The following is a 16,018-nucleotide window of genomic DNA, read 5'->3' as shown; positions in this document are numbered from 1 at the left end:
TGAATATATATTATGACCTCCCGAACTTAGGGAGGTTTTCTTTTTTTTATTCTATTTCCCTATAAAGGTATAATAGAATATAATAAAAGTAATTGACTATAGAAAGGTGGTTGTGATATGTATCAGGTCATGCTTTTTCTACATATTATTGGCGCTTTAGCTCTTGGCTTTTATCTGTTCCTACCGTTGGTATTGGGAAAAGTGGATAAGTTATCGCTTGCCGGCCGTGAAGGCACAATTTCTGCGGTTAATTCATTGAACAAATACGCCCAAATCGGTCTAATTATTCAGCTATTAACCGGCGGATATTTGATCGGTCAAGGTGATTATTCCGTTCCGTGGATGATTGTCATTACCTTGCTTTATTTGGCGATCGGAGCTTTTAGCGGTATCATGGGCAAGCCGCTTCGCCTTGCACTCGAAGGCATTCGGCAGAACAAAGCTACGACGGCCGAGGTAGGCAAGCTTCGTACACTTAGTGCACTGTTGTCGGTAACAGTTTTGCTTATTTCCTTTTTTATGGTGTTTAGCACGATCATTTAATCGTCACAAGAAGAGAATGACCTCCAGTACTCCCTATAGGGAATGACTGGAGGTCATTTTTCTCTTTATTCATAGAACGGATAGCAATCGTATCGCTTTATGAAGGGTCGCCCGGTTCGTTCCCCAATTCATCGAGGTGGGTAAACATCAACTTGATGATATCTAGCGCTAACTGTTTTTCTTTGGATGAACGATTTGCCATAATCTGTTGTATCTGGCTTATAAAATTATCGTTGGTGATTTCAAAGGAATCATGAAGCAGATAGTCTACGGTAACACCAAGCTGATTGGCCAGCTTGATTAGCGTATCTAACGATAAGCTGCGCTCTCCGCGCTCAATTTGCCCTATGTATGCATCCGAAACCTCGATTTTTTCGGCGAGTTTTTCCTGGGTCAAGTGCATTTTATGCCTTTCTTGACGCAGCCTTCTACCCAATGCTTCGTAGTCCATAACACCCCTCCTGTAATTAACATAGTGAGATATATTGGGAAAGATAATAAACTAGAAGTTTTGTTTTTGTTTACTGAAAGTACGATTTGGGTTATTATGGAATCATCTACAAATTACTGAAATGTATTAAATATAAATATTATCCAAATATAAGGAGTATTAGTATGCTTTCCGAACCTATTACCGTATCTATCATTATTACCGTCAAGAATGGCGGAATCGATCTTTATACGACTATGGAGTCGCTTAAGGTTTCACGTACAACCCTTTCATATGAAGTCATCATTGTGGACGAAGGGTCCGTGGATGGATGTTGCGATTTTCTCATGGGCTACCGCTTCGAAAGGCCGATCAAGAGGCTGAAGGGTGAGCAAGGAATTCCAGCGAGAAATGTCGGAGCAGCCCATGCAACCGGGAAGTATTTAATTTTTTGCGGCGCTCATCTCTATTATGACGATTACTGGATGGAAAAACTGTTGGAACCGCTCATGACGGGAGAGGCGGATTGCAGTTCACCTTCTTTTAAGGTTCGTGAGCATTCTGTCGTTATACCAAACAGGGACCACGAGGTTTATGGGCTGCTAAGCTCCATTCGCAACTATCCTCTAGTGGCTGAGGGAAAAGCATTGACTTGGTTGTCTTGGGAATGCTTTGCCGTTCATCGAGACAAGTTTAGGGATATCGGCGGGATAGAGGATGGCTTTATTGGAAAAGAAATGGAGACGGCTGAGTTTTCGCTAAGAATATGGCTGCTTGGCGGTTTTTGCGCTTATGTGCCGGAGGTTTCACTTATTCAGGTTTTCAGGCAAAACTTCCCATATGACGACAGTATGGAACAATGGGGCTTCGATCTCCTCATTCTGGCGTATTTGCATTTCTCGGAAGCGTTGATATCCGTCTGCTGCGGGCAGGTGTACAGGACGTTCAGAGAGAGCGAAATAGCTAAATCGGAAAGTGAGCAACGGGAGGCTGTTGAATTGCGAAGACAAAAGTACGCCTACCTGCGAAAATACGACGACACTTGGTTTTTGAGTCGCTTTGGAATCGAGTTCGAAGATGATAGGGATAAGCTTGGCCCTGCGGGCTATCCTAATTGAGGAATAGAGAATTTTACGACAACACGATGAAGGAGAATAATTAATGGCAGAAAATGGACAATCGAAGCAGACCATGCCTCCCCAGCACCAAAATCAGCAGCCCGGTATCGAGGCACAAATGCACCCTCAGCCTCAGTATGAAGGAAACTATAAAGCTGCTGGTAAATTGCAGGGTAAGGTCGCGATAATTACCGGTGGTGATAGCGGAATCGGGCGGGCGATTGCCGTAGCTTATGCCAAGGAAGGTACGGATGTATCGATCGTTTACTTAAGTGAGCATAGCGATGCTGAAAAGACGAAGCAGGAAGTTGAGCAGGAGGGACGAAGATGTTTACTGATTGCCGGAGATATCGGAGTAGAGGCTTTTGCCACCCAAATCGTTAAACAAACAATGGATTTCTTCGGGCGAATTGATATTTTGGTGAATAATGCGGCAGAGCAGCATCCCCAACAGGATATCACCGCCATTACTGCACAGCAGTTGGAAAGAACCTTTCGAACGAACCTGTTCTCTATGTTTTATTTAACGAAAGCTGTCCTTCCGCATTTGAAAAAAGGCAGCACCATTATTAATACCACATCGGTGACGGCCTATAAAGGTAATCCTCAACTGCTCGACTACTCCGCGACTAAAGGGGCGATCGTGAGCTTTACCCGCTCTCTATCAATGAACCTCATTGGTAATAAAGGTATCCGTGTCAATGCAGTGGCCCCAGGCCCGATATGGACGCCGCTCATTCCATCGACTTTCGACCAGCAGCAAGTAGCTGAGTTTGGCGGAACTACCCCAATGCAGCGTCCTGGTCAACCGGAGGAGGTAGCTCCGGCCTACGTTTTCCTTGCTTCGGATGACTCTTCGTATATGAGTGGCCAGGTGCTTCATATCAACGGAGGAGAAATTGTAAACGGATGAATCAGTATCCTTTTATTCACCGTTGGTAGGCTCAGACAGCTCATCCAGAGTCATCTCAAAGCTAGGAGCGAGGTGCTCCAGGAAATAAGCAACTTCCGGTAAATCGAGCCGCTGCAGCTTCTCCAACAGCTGGCTTTTGGCGACAGCGAACTCACGGTTGCCGGAAGTGAGCTCCCAGGCGCATTTTAAGTAGGCGTCCAGGCTGTCCGCTGCTTTTACATATTTCAGAAGCTCCGCATCCTCATTGGAGCCGGAAGCGATAGCTTTACCAGGGGAAAGCAGGGAGGTGTAGCTTTGCTTCAATTCTGGGGGAACCATGCCTAGCAGCCGCTCGGCGGCAATATCCTCCATCTCTCGAAAATTGGACAGCAGCCGCGGATTGTGATGCTTCACCGGAGTAGGTATATCACCGGTAAATACTTCGGTAGCGTCATGAAATAGAGCCAGAACAGCTGCTCTTTCTGAGTTTAAGCTCCTATTGTATAGGTGGTTCCCTACCTCGCAGAGCAGGTGCGTTAGAAGTGCCACATGGTAGGAATGCTCTGCGACATTATCAGCCGCAGTGCTGCGCATCAGACTCCAGCGCTGAATCGAGCGCAAGCGGTACATATAAGCTGAAAAATGATAGCTCATCAGTGATAAACCTCTCTTATCATATAGTTATTTTTGTACAAAAATTGTCAACCTGGAAGGTTTTATTATGTTATTATAAATCTATTGAAGAGCATATAGCTATGCATACATTTACGGTGATTTAAGCGAAAGTGTTTATCCGAAGAATGAGAGGGGAAATCTTGGATTATGCACCAGTTTGAAGAAAGCGTATATCAATTAATTGTAGAAACATCAACCCAACTGCCGGGAGATGTCCGCCGTGCGGTAAATCGCGGGTGGGCCAGTGAGAACGAGGCGACGCGCGCCGGGTTAGCACTATCAACCATTTCACGAAATATTAAGATGGCTGAGGAGCAGGTTTCTCCGATATGCCAGGATACTGGAATGCCTACCTTTATTGTACACACTCCGGTTGGTGCAAACCAAATCAAAATGAAACGGGATATTGCTGCAGCTGTTCAGAAAGCTACAAAAAACGGAAAGCTCCGGCCCAACTCTGTTGATTCGCTTACCGGAGAAAACAGTGGAGACAACCTTGGTCCGGGTACCCCGGTGATTCATTTCGAGCAGTGGGAGCATGAATATATTGATATACGACTTATTCTAAAAGGCGGGGGCTGTGAAAATAAAAATATACAGTACAGCTTGCCAACTGAACTCGAAGGCTTAGGTCGCGCGGGACGAGATCTCGACGGAATACGTAAATGTATATTACACGCCGTTTATCAAGCACAAGGCCAAGGCTGCAGCGCCGGCTTTCTCGGCGTAGGGATCGGCGGTGACAGAACTACCGGTTACGAACTGGCTAAGAAGCAGTTATTCCGACCTGTCGATGACGTCAACCCGGTGCAAGAGCTGGATCGACTGGAGAAGTACATCATGGAGGCCGCCAATCAGCTGGGTATTGGGACGATGGGCTTTGGCGGTGAAGTCACGCTGCTCGGCTGCAAGGTTGGCGCTGCCAATCGGCTGCCAGCCAGCTTTTTTGTGTCTGTAGCGTACAACTGCTGGGCGTTCCGGCGCCAAGGAGTGGAAATTAATCCGGCCACAGGCGAAATCGCCAAATGGGTGTATGAACGCGGCAGCGAAGTGTCTGTCGAGCGGAAAACAGAGAATGCGGCGGGTGAACCCAAAGAAATGGAATCCTCTAAGAGCCGGGAGATTGTGCTGCATACCCCAATCACTGAGGAGCAGGTGCGGGAGCTGCGGGTTGGCGACGTGGTAATCATCCAAGGGGAAATGCATACCGGCCGCGATGCGCTTCATAAGTATTTGATGGATCACGATTCTCCGGTTGATCTGAACGGTGCAGTGATTTACCACTGCGGACCGGTGATGCTGAAAGATGAAGAAGGCTGGCATGTCAAAGCGGCCGGGCCGACAACCAGCATCCGCGAGGAACCTTATCAAGGTGATATTATGAAAAAATTCGGGATCCGCGCCGTTATTGGCAAAGGCGGAATGGGCCCTAAAACGCTGGCTGCGCTAAAAGAGCACGGTGGCGTATATTTGAATGCTATTGGCGGGGCCGCTCAGTATTACGCCGAATGCATTAAAAAGGTTAATGGCGTTGATTTTATGGAATTTGGTATTCCGGAAGCGATGTGGCATTTAGATGTTGAGGGCTTCGCCGCCATCGTTACGATGGACTCACATGGAGACAGCCTGCATGCGGGTGTAGAGAAAGCTTCGCTTGAAAAACTGGCCGCATTCAAGGAACCGGTGTTCAAATAAAGATGAAAACATTTCGTACACGACTAACACTAATCCTGATGGGGCTCGTCGGCATATCGATGTTAGCGTCGGGTATAACGATGGCACAACTGTTCAAGGATTCGCATATCCGCGCTTTGGAGGAGAACATGGCGCGGGAAATCAAGTTATTGGAAAGTACATTGCATTTCGTTCCAGCGGATGGTAAGGCTGAGGCAAAAACGTATTATACGGAGCAGGCTAAAAAATTGGAGAAAATGACCGATTCGCGGGTCACTTTTATCAACCTGGATGGTACGGTTATCGGCGATTCTGATATGGCGGCTGAAGAGATGGACAACCACAGCCATCGAAAGGAAATCGTATCTGCCTCAAAAGGGGAGGTCGGCAGCGCAATCCGTTTCAGTGATACGATCGGGGAGAACATGTTATATGTTGCTCATCGCGTGACCTCCAAGGAAGGGTTCGACGGATACATCCGCTTATCAATGAGTCTGGCTGCCGTTGAGAAAGGCCTGAAGCAGGGCTTTCTGCTCATGTCGGGAGGTCTTCTCATTCTCTTTCTCCTTGCAGCATTGATTAGCTATCGGGTGGCAACGGGGCTGACCAAGCCGCTTGTACAAATTACACGAGTAGCGAACCGAATCTCGAAGCTCGATTATGATGCCAGAGTTAGGCTCAGACGGCGCGATGAAATCGGACAGTTGGGGCAAGCCATTAATGGAATGGCAGACAGTCTGCAGCAGCAGCTGAAGCGGATTCGTGATAATGAGGACCTAATGCAAAGCGTTCTGGCCAACATGACTGGGGGTATCCTTATGGTGGATGCCTCCAGTAAGGTTGCTCTGATCAACCGGGAGGCAGAACGGATTTTGCACATGAAAGGCGACCTGCTACTTGGAAAATCCTATCATGAACTGAAAAGGAATTTTGAGTTGCATAAGTTTGTTGAGGAAGGGATTGAACGCAAGGATTTTTTGCGGGAGGAACGAACCGTTTACGATCCCGAGGAGAAAATCCTGATGTTTGATGGCGTGCCGATGTTTGAAGATGACGACAGCTACCGGGGCATGCTTTTCCTCCTTCAGGATGTTACGGACATTCGTAGGCTGGAACGGATGCGAAGTGAGTTCGTGGCCAATGTGTCCCACGAGCTTAAAACACCGATTGCCGCCGTTAAAGGCTTTGCCGAGACGCTTCTGGCTGGTGGGGTTAAAGACGAGGAGACCACACGTTCTTTCTTGCAAATTATTTATGACGAAGGCGATCGCCTCAACCGTCTGATAGGGGATATACTCGAATTGTCCAAGATTGAGTCCAAGCGGATACCTCTGGAATACGCGCCTGTGCAAATCAAGGATTTGATCGACAACATCTATGAAGTACTGCTTCCGGCGGCTAAGAAGAAATCTATCGTTATGACACATGACATCCCCGAACATCTCTTCATCGAGGGAGATGAAGACCGGCTGCAGCAAATATTCATGAATCTTCTCTCCAACGCAATTAGCTATACCCAAGAGGGAGGAAGGGTCCGCGTAGACGCCGAAATCATCAACGAAGGAGGAGAGGAGGAGCAAATCAGGTTTACCGTAAGCGATACAGGGATTGGTATTCCGAAAAAAGATTTGCCGCGTATCTTTGAACGTTTCTATCGCGTTGATAAAGCGAGATCTCGCAGTTCAGGAGGTACAGGACTCGGCCTTTCGATCGTGAAGCACCTTGTCGAACTGCATCATGGCACGATCCGTGTAGAGAGCAGGGTTGGGGAAGGCTCATCGTTTATTTTGGAGCTTCCTTTGATGCATCCTTTTGAAAACTAATCCTTGTGTAAACCGTTTTTTTAATATTTTACACCGAGTTAACAATGTCGTGATATGCTGAGCTTGTCATGAGATGTAAATCCATGCTGGTTTAAATGTGCGATCATTCTTTTTTTGAACTCGTACGTAAAATAAATGGGGGGTTCTATGACACAGCGTCTATTAGTTATTGAGGATGAACCGACGTTATCTAGGCTTTTATCTTACAATCTTTCTAGTGAAGGATATGAAGTTGTCGTAGAAGAACACGGGCAGACAGGTTATGAAACTGCGCTCCATCAAGAGTTTGACTTGATTCTGCTTGATTTAATGCTGCCGGGGATGAACGGATTTGAGATTATGTCGAGGCTGAGAAGTGAGGGAGTAATGACGCCGGTCATTATCTTAACCGCCAAAAATGCCGAAGAAGAAGTGGTCCAGGGCCTGAAGTCCGGGGCGGATGATTACATTACGAAACCGTTTGGCGTAGCAGAACTGCTTGCCCGGGTTGCTGCTGTTCTTCGCAGGTCCAACGGCCAGGAGGAAAGAGAGAAGCCTCTGAGTCAGGATAATCCACAAATTTCGCTTGGCGCGTTAACCATTTATCCGGAGAAATACGAGGTTACTTTAAATGGTGAGGCGATCACACTAAGACCGAAGGAATTCGAAGTGCTGCTATATCTGGCTCGAAAACCCGGAGTTGTTATGACGAGGGACGATTTAATGAACGCGGTTTGGGGATTTGACTATATTGGTGGTCAACGAACGGTAGATGTTCATGTCAGCTCCCTTCGTAAGAAGCTAGAGCTGGATCCTCAGTCCGTACATATAGACTCCATCCGTGGGGTTGGCTACAAGCTGGTAGTAAATAAAAAAAAGGCACCTATCATGTAATCCCTTCATGATGGGTGTTTTTTTCTAAACGTCAAATAGTTAATTTTACACAGGCCTAAAGTACCGAAAATACACCCCAAATATAAGATTTCTATGATTCTAGCATGAACGCATCTTTTTTTCGGGGAGTGTTAGAGTTGGAAAATGAAGCTGTTGCGGTTTTAGAGCGTCCCGACATGGATGCTGGGCAGATGATTAGCCCCCGTCCTTATTGTAGAAACGTTCCCGTTATTGGGCTCGGCGAATTATGCCGGAATGTTCTGCAGTTATTTCGAAAGCAGGAGGATATTTCCTGTATTGTGTGCTGTGATGAGGCTGAACAGCCGCTGGGACTTCTAATGCGTGATCGCTTCTACCGCCATTTGACGGGCAGATTTGCGGCGGATTTGTTTTATGATCGTCCGGCCCTGCTTTTCGCTGACAAACTCCCTCTCATATGTGAACTAACGATGCCGGCTGAAGATTTGCTTGATGCAGCCTTGGGACGGGAGGATGACCGTTTCTACGATTGCATGATTATGACCGAGCGGGGGAAATTTTATGGGGTTCTAACCGTGCAGGACTTGATGCAGATTTCCCGCGATTTGCAGCGAGTGACGAACGAATCTCGCCGGATAACCGTTAGGGAAAGCCATGATCGTGTCGTCGAGATTAAACAATCGGTTAAACGCGTATCGACTACTGCTGAGCGAAGCCTGCGGGAATCGGAAATAATGAGCGGGCTTGCGAAGGCTGGCCGGTTGGAGCTTGAGGAGGTTAAGGCTTCTTTTACCAGAGTACTGGAGATGACTCGCTCCCAAGAGAAACAAGTGGCGGAGCTGCTGGAACGAGCGGAACAGATATCGTCCATTGCAGCACATATTCAAGCGCTTGCAGAACAGAGTGGGATGCTTGCCATCAACGCATCTATTGAAGCGGCACATGCCGGAGAACACGGACGGGGATTTGCCGTCGTTGCCAGCGAGGTGAAAAAACTGTCCGAGCAAACGAAGCGGCTTTCCGAGGATATCGGGAAATCGCTGGCCACGGTAAATCACCTTGTTGAACAAACGGCTGATACAGCTACCTCAACTGCGGTAGAGATGGAGGAAAGTCACATTAGGGTGGGAAAAGCTGACCAGACGTTTGAGGAACTGGTTCAATCCGCTCGAGCTGTTGAGACAAGAGGAAGAGAAATGTATCAATTTTCGGATACTGCCGCTTCAAGAACGGATTTCGTATTGAGGGAGCTCGAACAATTAGCCCTGCCGGAATAAGATTTTACACTGTGTTTACATTTCGAATTATTTTCTTTTACATAAACAAGCTAAAATTGTTTTATACATGTTGATGGGTTTTTGGTACTGGAGCATACTAATCCCATAGGGCTAAAGCGCCAGCACGGGCTCTCGTCGAACGTGAGTACCGTGCTTGAAGTTTTATGAGGCCATGTTTTGCAGGCCTTGCTCAGGGATAAGGATGGCCGCCAAAGGCAAGGATGTTTACTTAGCGAAGGAGAACTGACATGGATACGATTATCCACATTGAGAAGTTGAATTTGTACTATGAGCAATTTCACGCATTGAAGAACGTTTCCCTGGATATACCGGAGAAGGCGATTACCGCATTTATTGGACCATCGGGCTGCGGGAAGTCGACGCTCCTGCGAACACTGAACCGAATGAATGATATGATCCCAGGTACCAAAATTGAAGGTTCCGTACAAATTGCCGGAACTGAAATATACGGGGATGACGTTCAGGTCGAAGCGCTGCGCAAGCAGGTAGGTATGGTTTTCCAACAACCGAACCCGTTCCCGAAATCAATCTACGATAATGTGGCTTATGGTCCTCGTTTACATGGTGTCAAAAGCAAAGCGGCTCTTGATGAACTTGTAGAACAAAGTTTAAGACAAGCGGTCCTCTGGGATGAAGTCAAGGATTTCCTGAAACGCTCGGCCCTTAGCTTGTCTGGTGGACAACAACAGCGTCTTTGCATTGCACGGGCTATTGCGGTGCAGCCGGATATTTTATTAATGGATGAAGCGACTTCGGCACTTGACCCGATTTCAACCTTAAAGATTGAAGAGTTGGTTCAGCAATTAAAAGATAGGTATACGATCGTAATGGTAACGCATAACATGCATCAGGCGGCGCGAATTTCGGGACGAACTGTCTTTTTCCTGAATGGAGAAATCGTCGAGGCGGATGAAACGGAGAAGCTGTTCTCCACCCCTCAAGATTCGCGTACAGAAGACTACATTTCCGGTCGTTTCGGATAAACAAGGAGGCTACAGCAAGATGATTCAAAGAAAGGAATTTGATCAAAACCTGGAGGAATTACGCCAGTTGCTTAGACAAATGGGTGAGCATGTTGAGAATGCACTATCGGAAGCGATCGTCGCCCTGCAAAATCTGGATTCGGCCAAAGCTAAGCAAATTGTCGAGCGGGATATCGAGCTGAATAAACTGGAAGAACAGGTAATGGAAATCGGTTCGCGTTTGATTGTAACCCAGCAGCCGGTTGCCAAGGACCTGCGGCGGATTATCGTCGCTTTTAAAATATCGAGCGATCTTGAACGTATGGGAGATTTAGCGATCGATATTGCAAAGGTAACGACCCGGCTTGAAGGGCAAACGTTAATTAAGCCGTTAATCGATATTCCGAAGATGTCCGAGATGGTCATATTGATGCTGAAGGAATCACTGCAATCATATCTGGATGAGAACACGGACCTGGCTTACAAAATGGCAAGGGATGACGATGAAGTGGATCATTTGTACAGTCAAACGATCCGCGAATTGTATTCGTATATGATCGATAAACCGGAATCACTTCAGCAAGCCATGCTTCTTACGCTGGTTGGACGCTATATTGAACGGATTGCCGATCATGCCACCAATATCGGAGAAAGTGCTGTTTATCTTGTTACCGGACACCGTCCCGATTTGAATCAGTAAGAGTAAGCACTATATAGACACTCTAAGCTATTAAAGGCCACTCGAAACCGGCTGCCGCTTGCAAATTGCATACGGCGGCCGGTTTGTTGTTTGTAGGCTGGCTAATTATTAGATCAATTCCCAGCGTTTAGTCATTTGGTTTTGACCTTCGTTTGTGTTATACGTGGGCGCCCTGTGTTATCATAAGTAACAGGAAGAAAACTCTTAATGAGGTGTAGTATGGATAAATTGATTCTTATAGATGGCAACAGCATCATTTACCGGGCCTTTTTTGCCATGCCGCCGCTGACGAATTCTAGCGGTCTGCATACCAATGCCGTTTATGGCTTTACGAATATGCTGTTGCGGCTTATACATGAGGAACAACCTAGCCACATTTTGGTTGCTTTTGATGCGGGGAAGGTAACATTTCGCCATGAGGGCTATCAGGATTACAAGGGAGGACGTGACAAGACACCGCCGGAGCTGTCGGAGCAGTTCCCACTAATGCGTGAACTTCTTGAGAGCTTCGGAATCGCTTGGTTTGAATTGCCCGGCTATGAGGCAGATGACATCATCGGCACACTTACCAAGCAAGCTGAGGAATCAGGGCGTGAAGTGCTTGTTGTGACCGGGGATAAGGATATGCTACAGGTAGTCAGCGACCGCGTGAAGGTAGCCCTAACACGAAAAGGAGTTAGTGAAGTAGAACCTTACGGGCCGAAGGAAATTGAGGAGCGGTACGGTCTCAAGCCTGAGCAAATTATTGATCTTAAAGGTTTAATGGGAGATACTTCGGACAATATCCCTGGAGTACCAGGAATCGGTGAAAAGACGGCGCTCAAACTGCTCCATCAATTCGGATCGGTTGAGTCGGTATTGGCTCATACGGATGAGTTGAAAGGAAAAATGAAGGAAAATCTGGTAAACCATGCTGATGATGCTCGGATGAGTAAGCAGCTGGCAACGATTTATCGTGAAGTCCAAGTTGAACGCTCTTGGGAGGATATGACTTTCTCTGGCATCGAAGCTGAGAAAGCCGTACCAGTACTGCGAAGACTGGAGTTCAAATCGTTGCTTGAACGGCTACCGGCTGTTTCTGGAGCCGCAGGAACTGAGGCGGGGGCGACTGAGCGTTCAGAGTCACCTGATTTGGATGTTACAATCGTAGATGCAGCTAAACTGTCGGAAGTTGAAAAACACCTTCACGAAATTGAAGGGATTGTTATAGAATCTTATGGGGAAAATCCGCATCATGCCACAATCATGGGCTTGATGCTATCGACGGCTAAGCGGCATTTCTTTCTACCGCTGGAACTGCTTAAGGAGGAGGAGGCCAAGCCTGTTTTGAGCTGGCTTGGTGACGAGAACATCCCGAAACGTGGATATGATCTGCATCGTGCGGATCTCGCATTGTTTTGGCAGGGAATTGCTTTTGCCGGTGCTGAGCATGATGTGGAATTGGCTGCTTATTTGCTGGACCCTACGGAAAATGATCAGACAATTAGCGGACTAGCTGCAAAATACGGCTTGCCGTACTTGCCTAGCGATGAAGAGGTTTACGGAAAAGGTGCTAAATTCAAAGTTCCTAATGTCGATATACTGAGCTTACATCTGGCCCGAAAAGCGGATGCACTGCTGCGCATTATTCCCCTGCAACGAAGTGAGTTAGAGAAATATGAGATGAACCGACTATTTTATGATTTGGAAATGCCTCTATCTCGCATCTTAGCGGACATGGAAAAGCAAGGAGTGGCGGTTAATCAGGATGCACTGAAGGAGCTGGGGGTTGAATTTGAGACCCAGATCAATAAGCTCGTTGCACGGATTTATGAGATAGCCGGTACGGAGTTTAATTTAAATTCTCCGAAACAATTAGGGGAAATCCTATTTGATAAGCTGAGCCTGCCGGTGATCAAGAAAACCAAAACCGGTTACTCAACCGATGCGGAAGTGCTGGAGAAGCTGGCTCCTTATCATGAAATTGTCCAGTTCATTCTGGAATATCGTCAACTGGCCAAGCTGCAATCCACTTATGTGGAAGGGCTACTTAAGGAAATATCCCCGAAGACGGGGAAGGTTCACACTTATTTCCGCCAGACAGTTGCCGCTACCGGCAGATTAAGCAGTCAGTTTCCAAATCTGCAGAACATCCCGATTCGACTTGAAGAGGGCCGGAAAATTCGGAAAGTGTTCGTTCCCTCGGAGGAGGGCTGGTATATTCTTTCTGCGGACTATTCCCAGATCGAGCTGCGCGTGCTGGCACACATATCAGGGGACAAAGGATTGCAGGAAGCTTTTCTTCACGATATGGACATTCACACGAAAACAGCTATGGATGTGTTTGGCGTGGGTCCGGATCAGGTGGATGCGAATATGCGCCGCTCGGCCAAGGCAGTCAACTTCGGTATCGTATACGGGATTAGCGATTACGGCTTATCACAAAACTTGAACATAACACGAAAAGAAGCAGCTAGATTTATCGACCAATATTTTGACGCGTTCCAGGGTGTACGCCGCTATATGGATGAGATCGTCAAGGAAGCAAAGCGGGACGGGTATGTTAAGACATTGCTCGAACGCCGTCGCTATTTGCCGGAGATCAACGCCTCTAATTTTAATCTGCGATCTTTTGCCGAGCGTACAGCCATGAACACGCCAATTCAGGGAACTGCAGCGGATATTATTAAGCTCGCCATGGTGCTTATGGATAAAACGCTATATGAGCATAAGTTGAAAAGCCGCATGCTGCTTCAGGTTCATGACGAATTGGTATTCGAAGTACCGCCAGATGAGCTTGAGTTGATGAAGAAGCTTTTACCTGAAACGATGGAAAAGGCGCTCCAGCTGTCCGTTCCTCTAAAGGCGGAGGTAAGCTGTGGGTTGAACTGGTACGAAGCGAAGTAAAAGAGCCTGGGGATCATGCCTATAAGCATGGTTCCTTTTGGGCTAAGCCGTTTTTTATAAACAACAAATGAGGTGACGAAATGCCGGAATTGCCAGAAGTAGAGACGGTCAGAAGAACGCTTTCGCAATTGATCGTCGGAAAAACGATCCGGGCTGTTAAGGTATCGCTACCGCGAATTATTCAGCGGCCGGACGATATCAAGCGGTTTGAAATGGAGCTGGCAGGGCACCGGATTGTAGAGATAGGTCGAAGAGGAAAATTTTTACGAATTGTAATGGATGGGCTGGTATTGGTTTCCCATTTGCGAATGGAAGGTAGATACGGGTTATATGCTAAGGATGAGCCTGTTGAAAAGCACACTCACGTTATCTTTGAATTTACGGATGGCACGGAGCTAAGGTACAAAGATGTTCGCCAGTTTGGTACGATGCATTTGTTCTATCCGGGTGAGGAATTTAAGGAGAAGCCTTTGGTCAAACTGGGATTGGAGCCACTCGACAACTCTTTCACCAAAGAGGCATTCAGGCAGGTAATGTCCGGTCGGAAAACAAAAATTAAACCTGCGCTCCTTAACCAGGAATATGTCGTTGGACTGGGGAATATTTATGTAGATGAGGCCTTGTTCCGAGCGGGGATTCACCCTGAATACCCGGCGGACAAGCTAACGGATCACGAGCTGGATCGGCTGCATGAAGCAATTGTTGCAACGCTTAACGAGGCGGTTAATGCCGGCGGTTCTTCCATTAAGTCATACGTCAACGGTCAAGGCGAAATGGGGATGTTCCAGCATTCACTGAAAATTTACGGACGAAAGGGCGAAGCGTGTGTCGTCTGCGGTCATCCGGTGGAAAAAACAGTCGTTGGTGGCCGCGGAACCCATTTTTGCCCGGAATGTCAAATGCCTTACGGGACAAGCCAGAAGAACGAAGCACATAAACAGAGCAATGCGAAATCCCGTTCCAAGAAAAACAGTGAGGTGTTAAAGGGATGAATATCGGTTTAACGGGGGGCATTGCCACCGGGAAAAGTACGGTATCCCGAATGCTGACTAGTCGTGGCGCGGCGCTCATTGACGCGGATGTGATTGCAAGGCAAATCATGGAGCCCGGGCACCGGGTTCTGGCTGCTGTAGTCGATCGTTTTGGACAAGCGGTGCTGCTGCCTGACGGAACCTTAAATCGCAAAAAGCTAGGCGAAATTGTGTTTTCTCATCCGGATGAGCGCAAAGCACTGGAGCAGCTCACCCATCCGGCAATTCGTACAGAAATGAAGAAGCGGATGGAGGAGCTGGAGGCTGAAAAACCTCACCGATTAGTGGTAGCTGATATCCCGTTGCTTTACGAATCTGGCTTGGAATCGCTATATGAAGCAATTATGGTCGTATATGTACCCCGGGAGCTGCAGCTTGCTAGGTTGATGAACAGAGACGAATTGAGCAGGGAAGAGGCTGAGGCCAGATTAAAGGCCCAAATGGATATCGAACAGAAAAAGGAGAGGGCGGATATCTTGATTGACAACAGCCGCGGATTGGAAGAAACGGAGCGTCAGATTGAACAATTTTGGCGGGACAAGGGTTTGTCATGAGATGGCTTAGAAAAAAAAGAGTGCTGCTTTTGCTTTTTCTCGGGTTTACGGTTCTCATTTTTTTTAATTCAGCATGGCTTTCGCTATTCTATCCGATTTATTATAAAGAAGAAATTCGGCAGCATGCGCGCAGCAATAACCTCGATCCTTTTATCGTTGCGGCGATCATCAAGGTGGAGACCAACTATAAGCCCGGGGCTCAGTCAAAAAAAGGGGCGCTCGGAATAATGCAAATCATGCCCGATACGGCAAAGTGGGTCATTATGAAAGCCAAGCTTCCTGATACATCGCTAGTTCAGGTGCAAAACGAAATAGGAACCAATCTGCAGATTGGAACATGGTATTTAAAATCACTGGAAAACCAGTTTGACGGCAACGAAATTGCCATGATTGCGGCATATAATGCAGGGCCAACAAATGTGAAAAATTGGCTAAAAAGCGGTGTGTGGGACGGCCGACTCGAAACGTCGAAGGATATCCCTTTTGGCGAGACCCGGCACTATGTACAAAGGGTCAGCCATTACTATAAGCAGTACTCGGAGATATACGACGATTTCTGATGCCTTTTAGATAAAAGAGA

Annotated in this window: 15 protein-coding genes; 13 read left to right on the top strand and 2 right to left on the bottom strand. The window is 47.2% G+C overall.

All coding sequences use genetic code 11. The features are described 5' to 3' along the window. Window positions 1–117: 117 nt before the first annotated feature. Window positions 118–543, top strand: coding sequence for a hypothetical protein (locus ACFQ3W_RS11085; RefSeq protein WP_379319285.1), 426 nt, complete (start codon window positions 118–120; stop codon window positions 541–543). A gap of 97 nt (window positions 544–640) precedes the next feature. Here the strand turns inward: ACFQ3W_RS11085 and ACFQ3W_RS11080 are convergent, their stop codons facing one another. Continuing rightward, entirely contained in the window at window positions 641–994 is a 354-nt protein-coding gene (locus tag ACFQ3W_RS11080) for a helix-turn-helix domain-containing protein (RefSeq protein WP_379319284.1), read from the bottom strand. 164 nt (window positions 995–1,158) lie between these two features. On the opposite strand from ACFQ3W_RS11080, the gene ACFQ3W_RS11075 reads away from it, so the two are divergent. Both ACFQ3W_RS11075 and ACFQ3W_RS11070 read left to right on the top strand, forming a co-directional pair. Further along, window positions 1,159–2,091 carry a glycosyltransferase family 2 protein gene (locus ACFQ3W_RS11075; protein ID WP_379319283.1) on the top strand — a complete coding sequence of 311 codons (933 nt, stop codon included), beginning with the start codon at window positions 1,159–1,161 and terminating at the stop codon, window positions 2,089–2,091. A 43-nt stretch (window positions 2,092–2,134) separates the two neighbouring features. After that, window positions 2,135–3,004, top strand: coding sequence for an SDR family oxidoreductase (locus tag ACFQ3W_RS11070; protein WP_379319282.1), 870 nt, complete (start codon window positions 2,135–2,137; stop codon window positions 3,002–3,004). 12 nt (window positions 3,005–3,016) lie between these two features. On the opposite strand, the gene yfbR is transcribed toward ACFQ3W_RS11070, so the two are convergent. Further along, complete coding sequence (gene yfbR / locus ACFQ3W_RS11065) at window positions 3,017–3,637, bottom strand: 5'-deoxynucleotidase (protein ID WP_379319281.1); 621 nt, start codon at window positions 3,635–3,637, stop codon at window positions 3,017–3,019. Between the two features lie 168 nt (window positions 3,638–3,805). Between yfbR and ACFQ3W_RS11060 the strand changes: the two genes are divergently transcribed. The 10 genes from ACFQ3W_RS11060 to ACFQ3W_RS11015 all read left to right on the top strand — a co-directional run bounded on the left by ACFQ3W_RS11060 (window position 3,806) and on the right by ACFQ3W_RS11015 (window position 15,998). Beyond that, the gene (locus ACFQ3W_RS11060) at window positions 3,806–5,353 is read left to right on the top strand and encodes a fumarate hydratase (RefSeq protein ID WP_379319280.1); all 1,548 of its coding nucleotides are present in this window, start codon (window positions 3,806–3,808) and stop codon (window positions 5,351–5,353) included. A 2-nt stretch (window positions 5,354–5,355) separates the two neighbouring features. After that, window positions 5,356–7,155, top strand: coding sequence for a two-component system histidine kinase PnpS (pnpS, locus tag ACFQ3W_RS11055; protein ID WP_379319279.1), 1,800 nt, complete (start codon window positions 5,356–5,358; stop codon window positions 7,153–7,155). 147 nt (window positions 7,156–7,302) lie between these two features. Beyond that, window positions 7,303–8,028 carry a response regulator transcription factor gene (locus ACFQ3W_RS11050; protein WP_379319278.1) on the top strand — a complete coding sequence of 242 codons (726 nt, stop codon included), beginning with the start codon at window positions 7,303–7,305 and terminating at the stop codon, window positions 8,026–8,028. Between the two features lie 137 nt (window positions 8,029–8,165). Further along, window positions 8,166–9,284, top strand: coding sequence for a methyl-accepting chemotaxis protein (locus tag ACFQ3W_RS11045; RefSeq protein WP_379319277.1), 1,119 nt, complete (start codon window positions 8,166–8,168; stop codon window positions 9,282–9,284). 248 nt (window positions 9,285–9,532) lie between these two features. After that, a complete protein-coding gene (gene pstB, locus ACFQ3W_RS11040; RefSeq protein ID WP_379319276.1) occupies window positions 9,533–10,288 on the top strand; it encodes a phosphate ABC transporter ATP-binding protein PstB in 756 nt (251 codons plus the stop codon). A 19-nt stretch (window positions 10,289–10,307) separates the two neighbouring features. Continuing rightward, window positions 10,308–10,967, top strand: a complete 660-nt coding sequence (phoU, locus tag ACFQ3W_RS11035; protein WP_379319275.1) for a phosphate signaling complex protein PhoU — start codon at window positions 10,308–10,310, stop codon at window positions 10,965–10,967. A 219-nt stretch (window positions 10,968–11,186) separates the two neighbouring features. Then, on the top strand, window positions 11,187–13,853 hold the full coding sequence (gene polA, locus ACFQ3W_RS11030) for a DNA polymerase I (RefSeq protein ID WP_379319274.1): 2,667 nt from the start codon (window positions 11,187–11,189) through the stop codon (window positions 13,851–13,853). Between the two features lie 80 nt (window positions 13,854–13,933). Continuing rightward, complete coding sequence (gene mutM, locus ACFQ3W_RS11025; protein WP_379319273.1) at window positions 13,934–14,845, top strand: DNA-formamidopyrimidine glycosylase; 912 nt, start codon at window positions 13,934–13,936, stop codon at window positions 14,843–14,845. After that, on the top strand, window positions 14,842–15,438 hold the full coding sequence (gene coaE / locus ACFQ3W_RS11020) for a dephospho-CoA kinase (RefSeq protein ID WP_379319272.1): 597 nt from the start codon (window positions 14,842–14,844) through the stop codon (window positions 15,436–15,438). The genes mutM and coaE overlap by 4 nt, the downstream gene beginning before the upstream one ends. Continuing rightward, entirely contained in the window at window positions 15,435–15,998 is a 564-nt protein-coding gene (locus tag ACFQ3W_RS11015) for a lytic transglycosylase domain-containing protein (protein ID WP_379319271.1), read from the top strand. Before coaE ends, ACFQ3W_RS11015 begins: the two co-directional genes overlap by 4 nt. Window positions 15,999–16,018 lie beyond the last annotated feature (20 nt).

The organism is Paenibacillus puldeungensis (genome assembly GCF_042678945.1).
Taxonomy (GTDB): domain Bacteria; phylum Bacillota; class Bacilli; order Paenibacillales; family Paenibacillaceae; genus Fontibacillus; species Fontibacillus puldeungensis.
The sequence above is the reverse complement of the archived record's forward strand: the minus strand, read 5'-3'. Positions and strand labels throughout refer to the sequence as shown.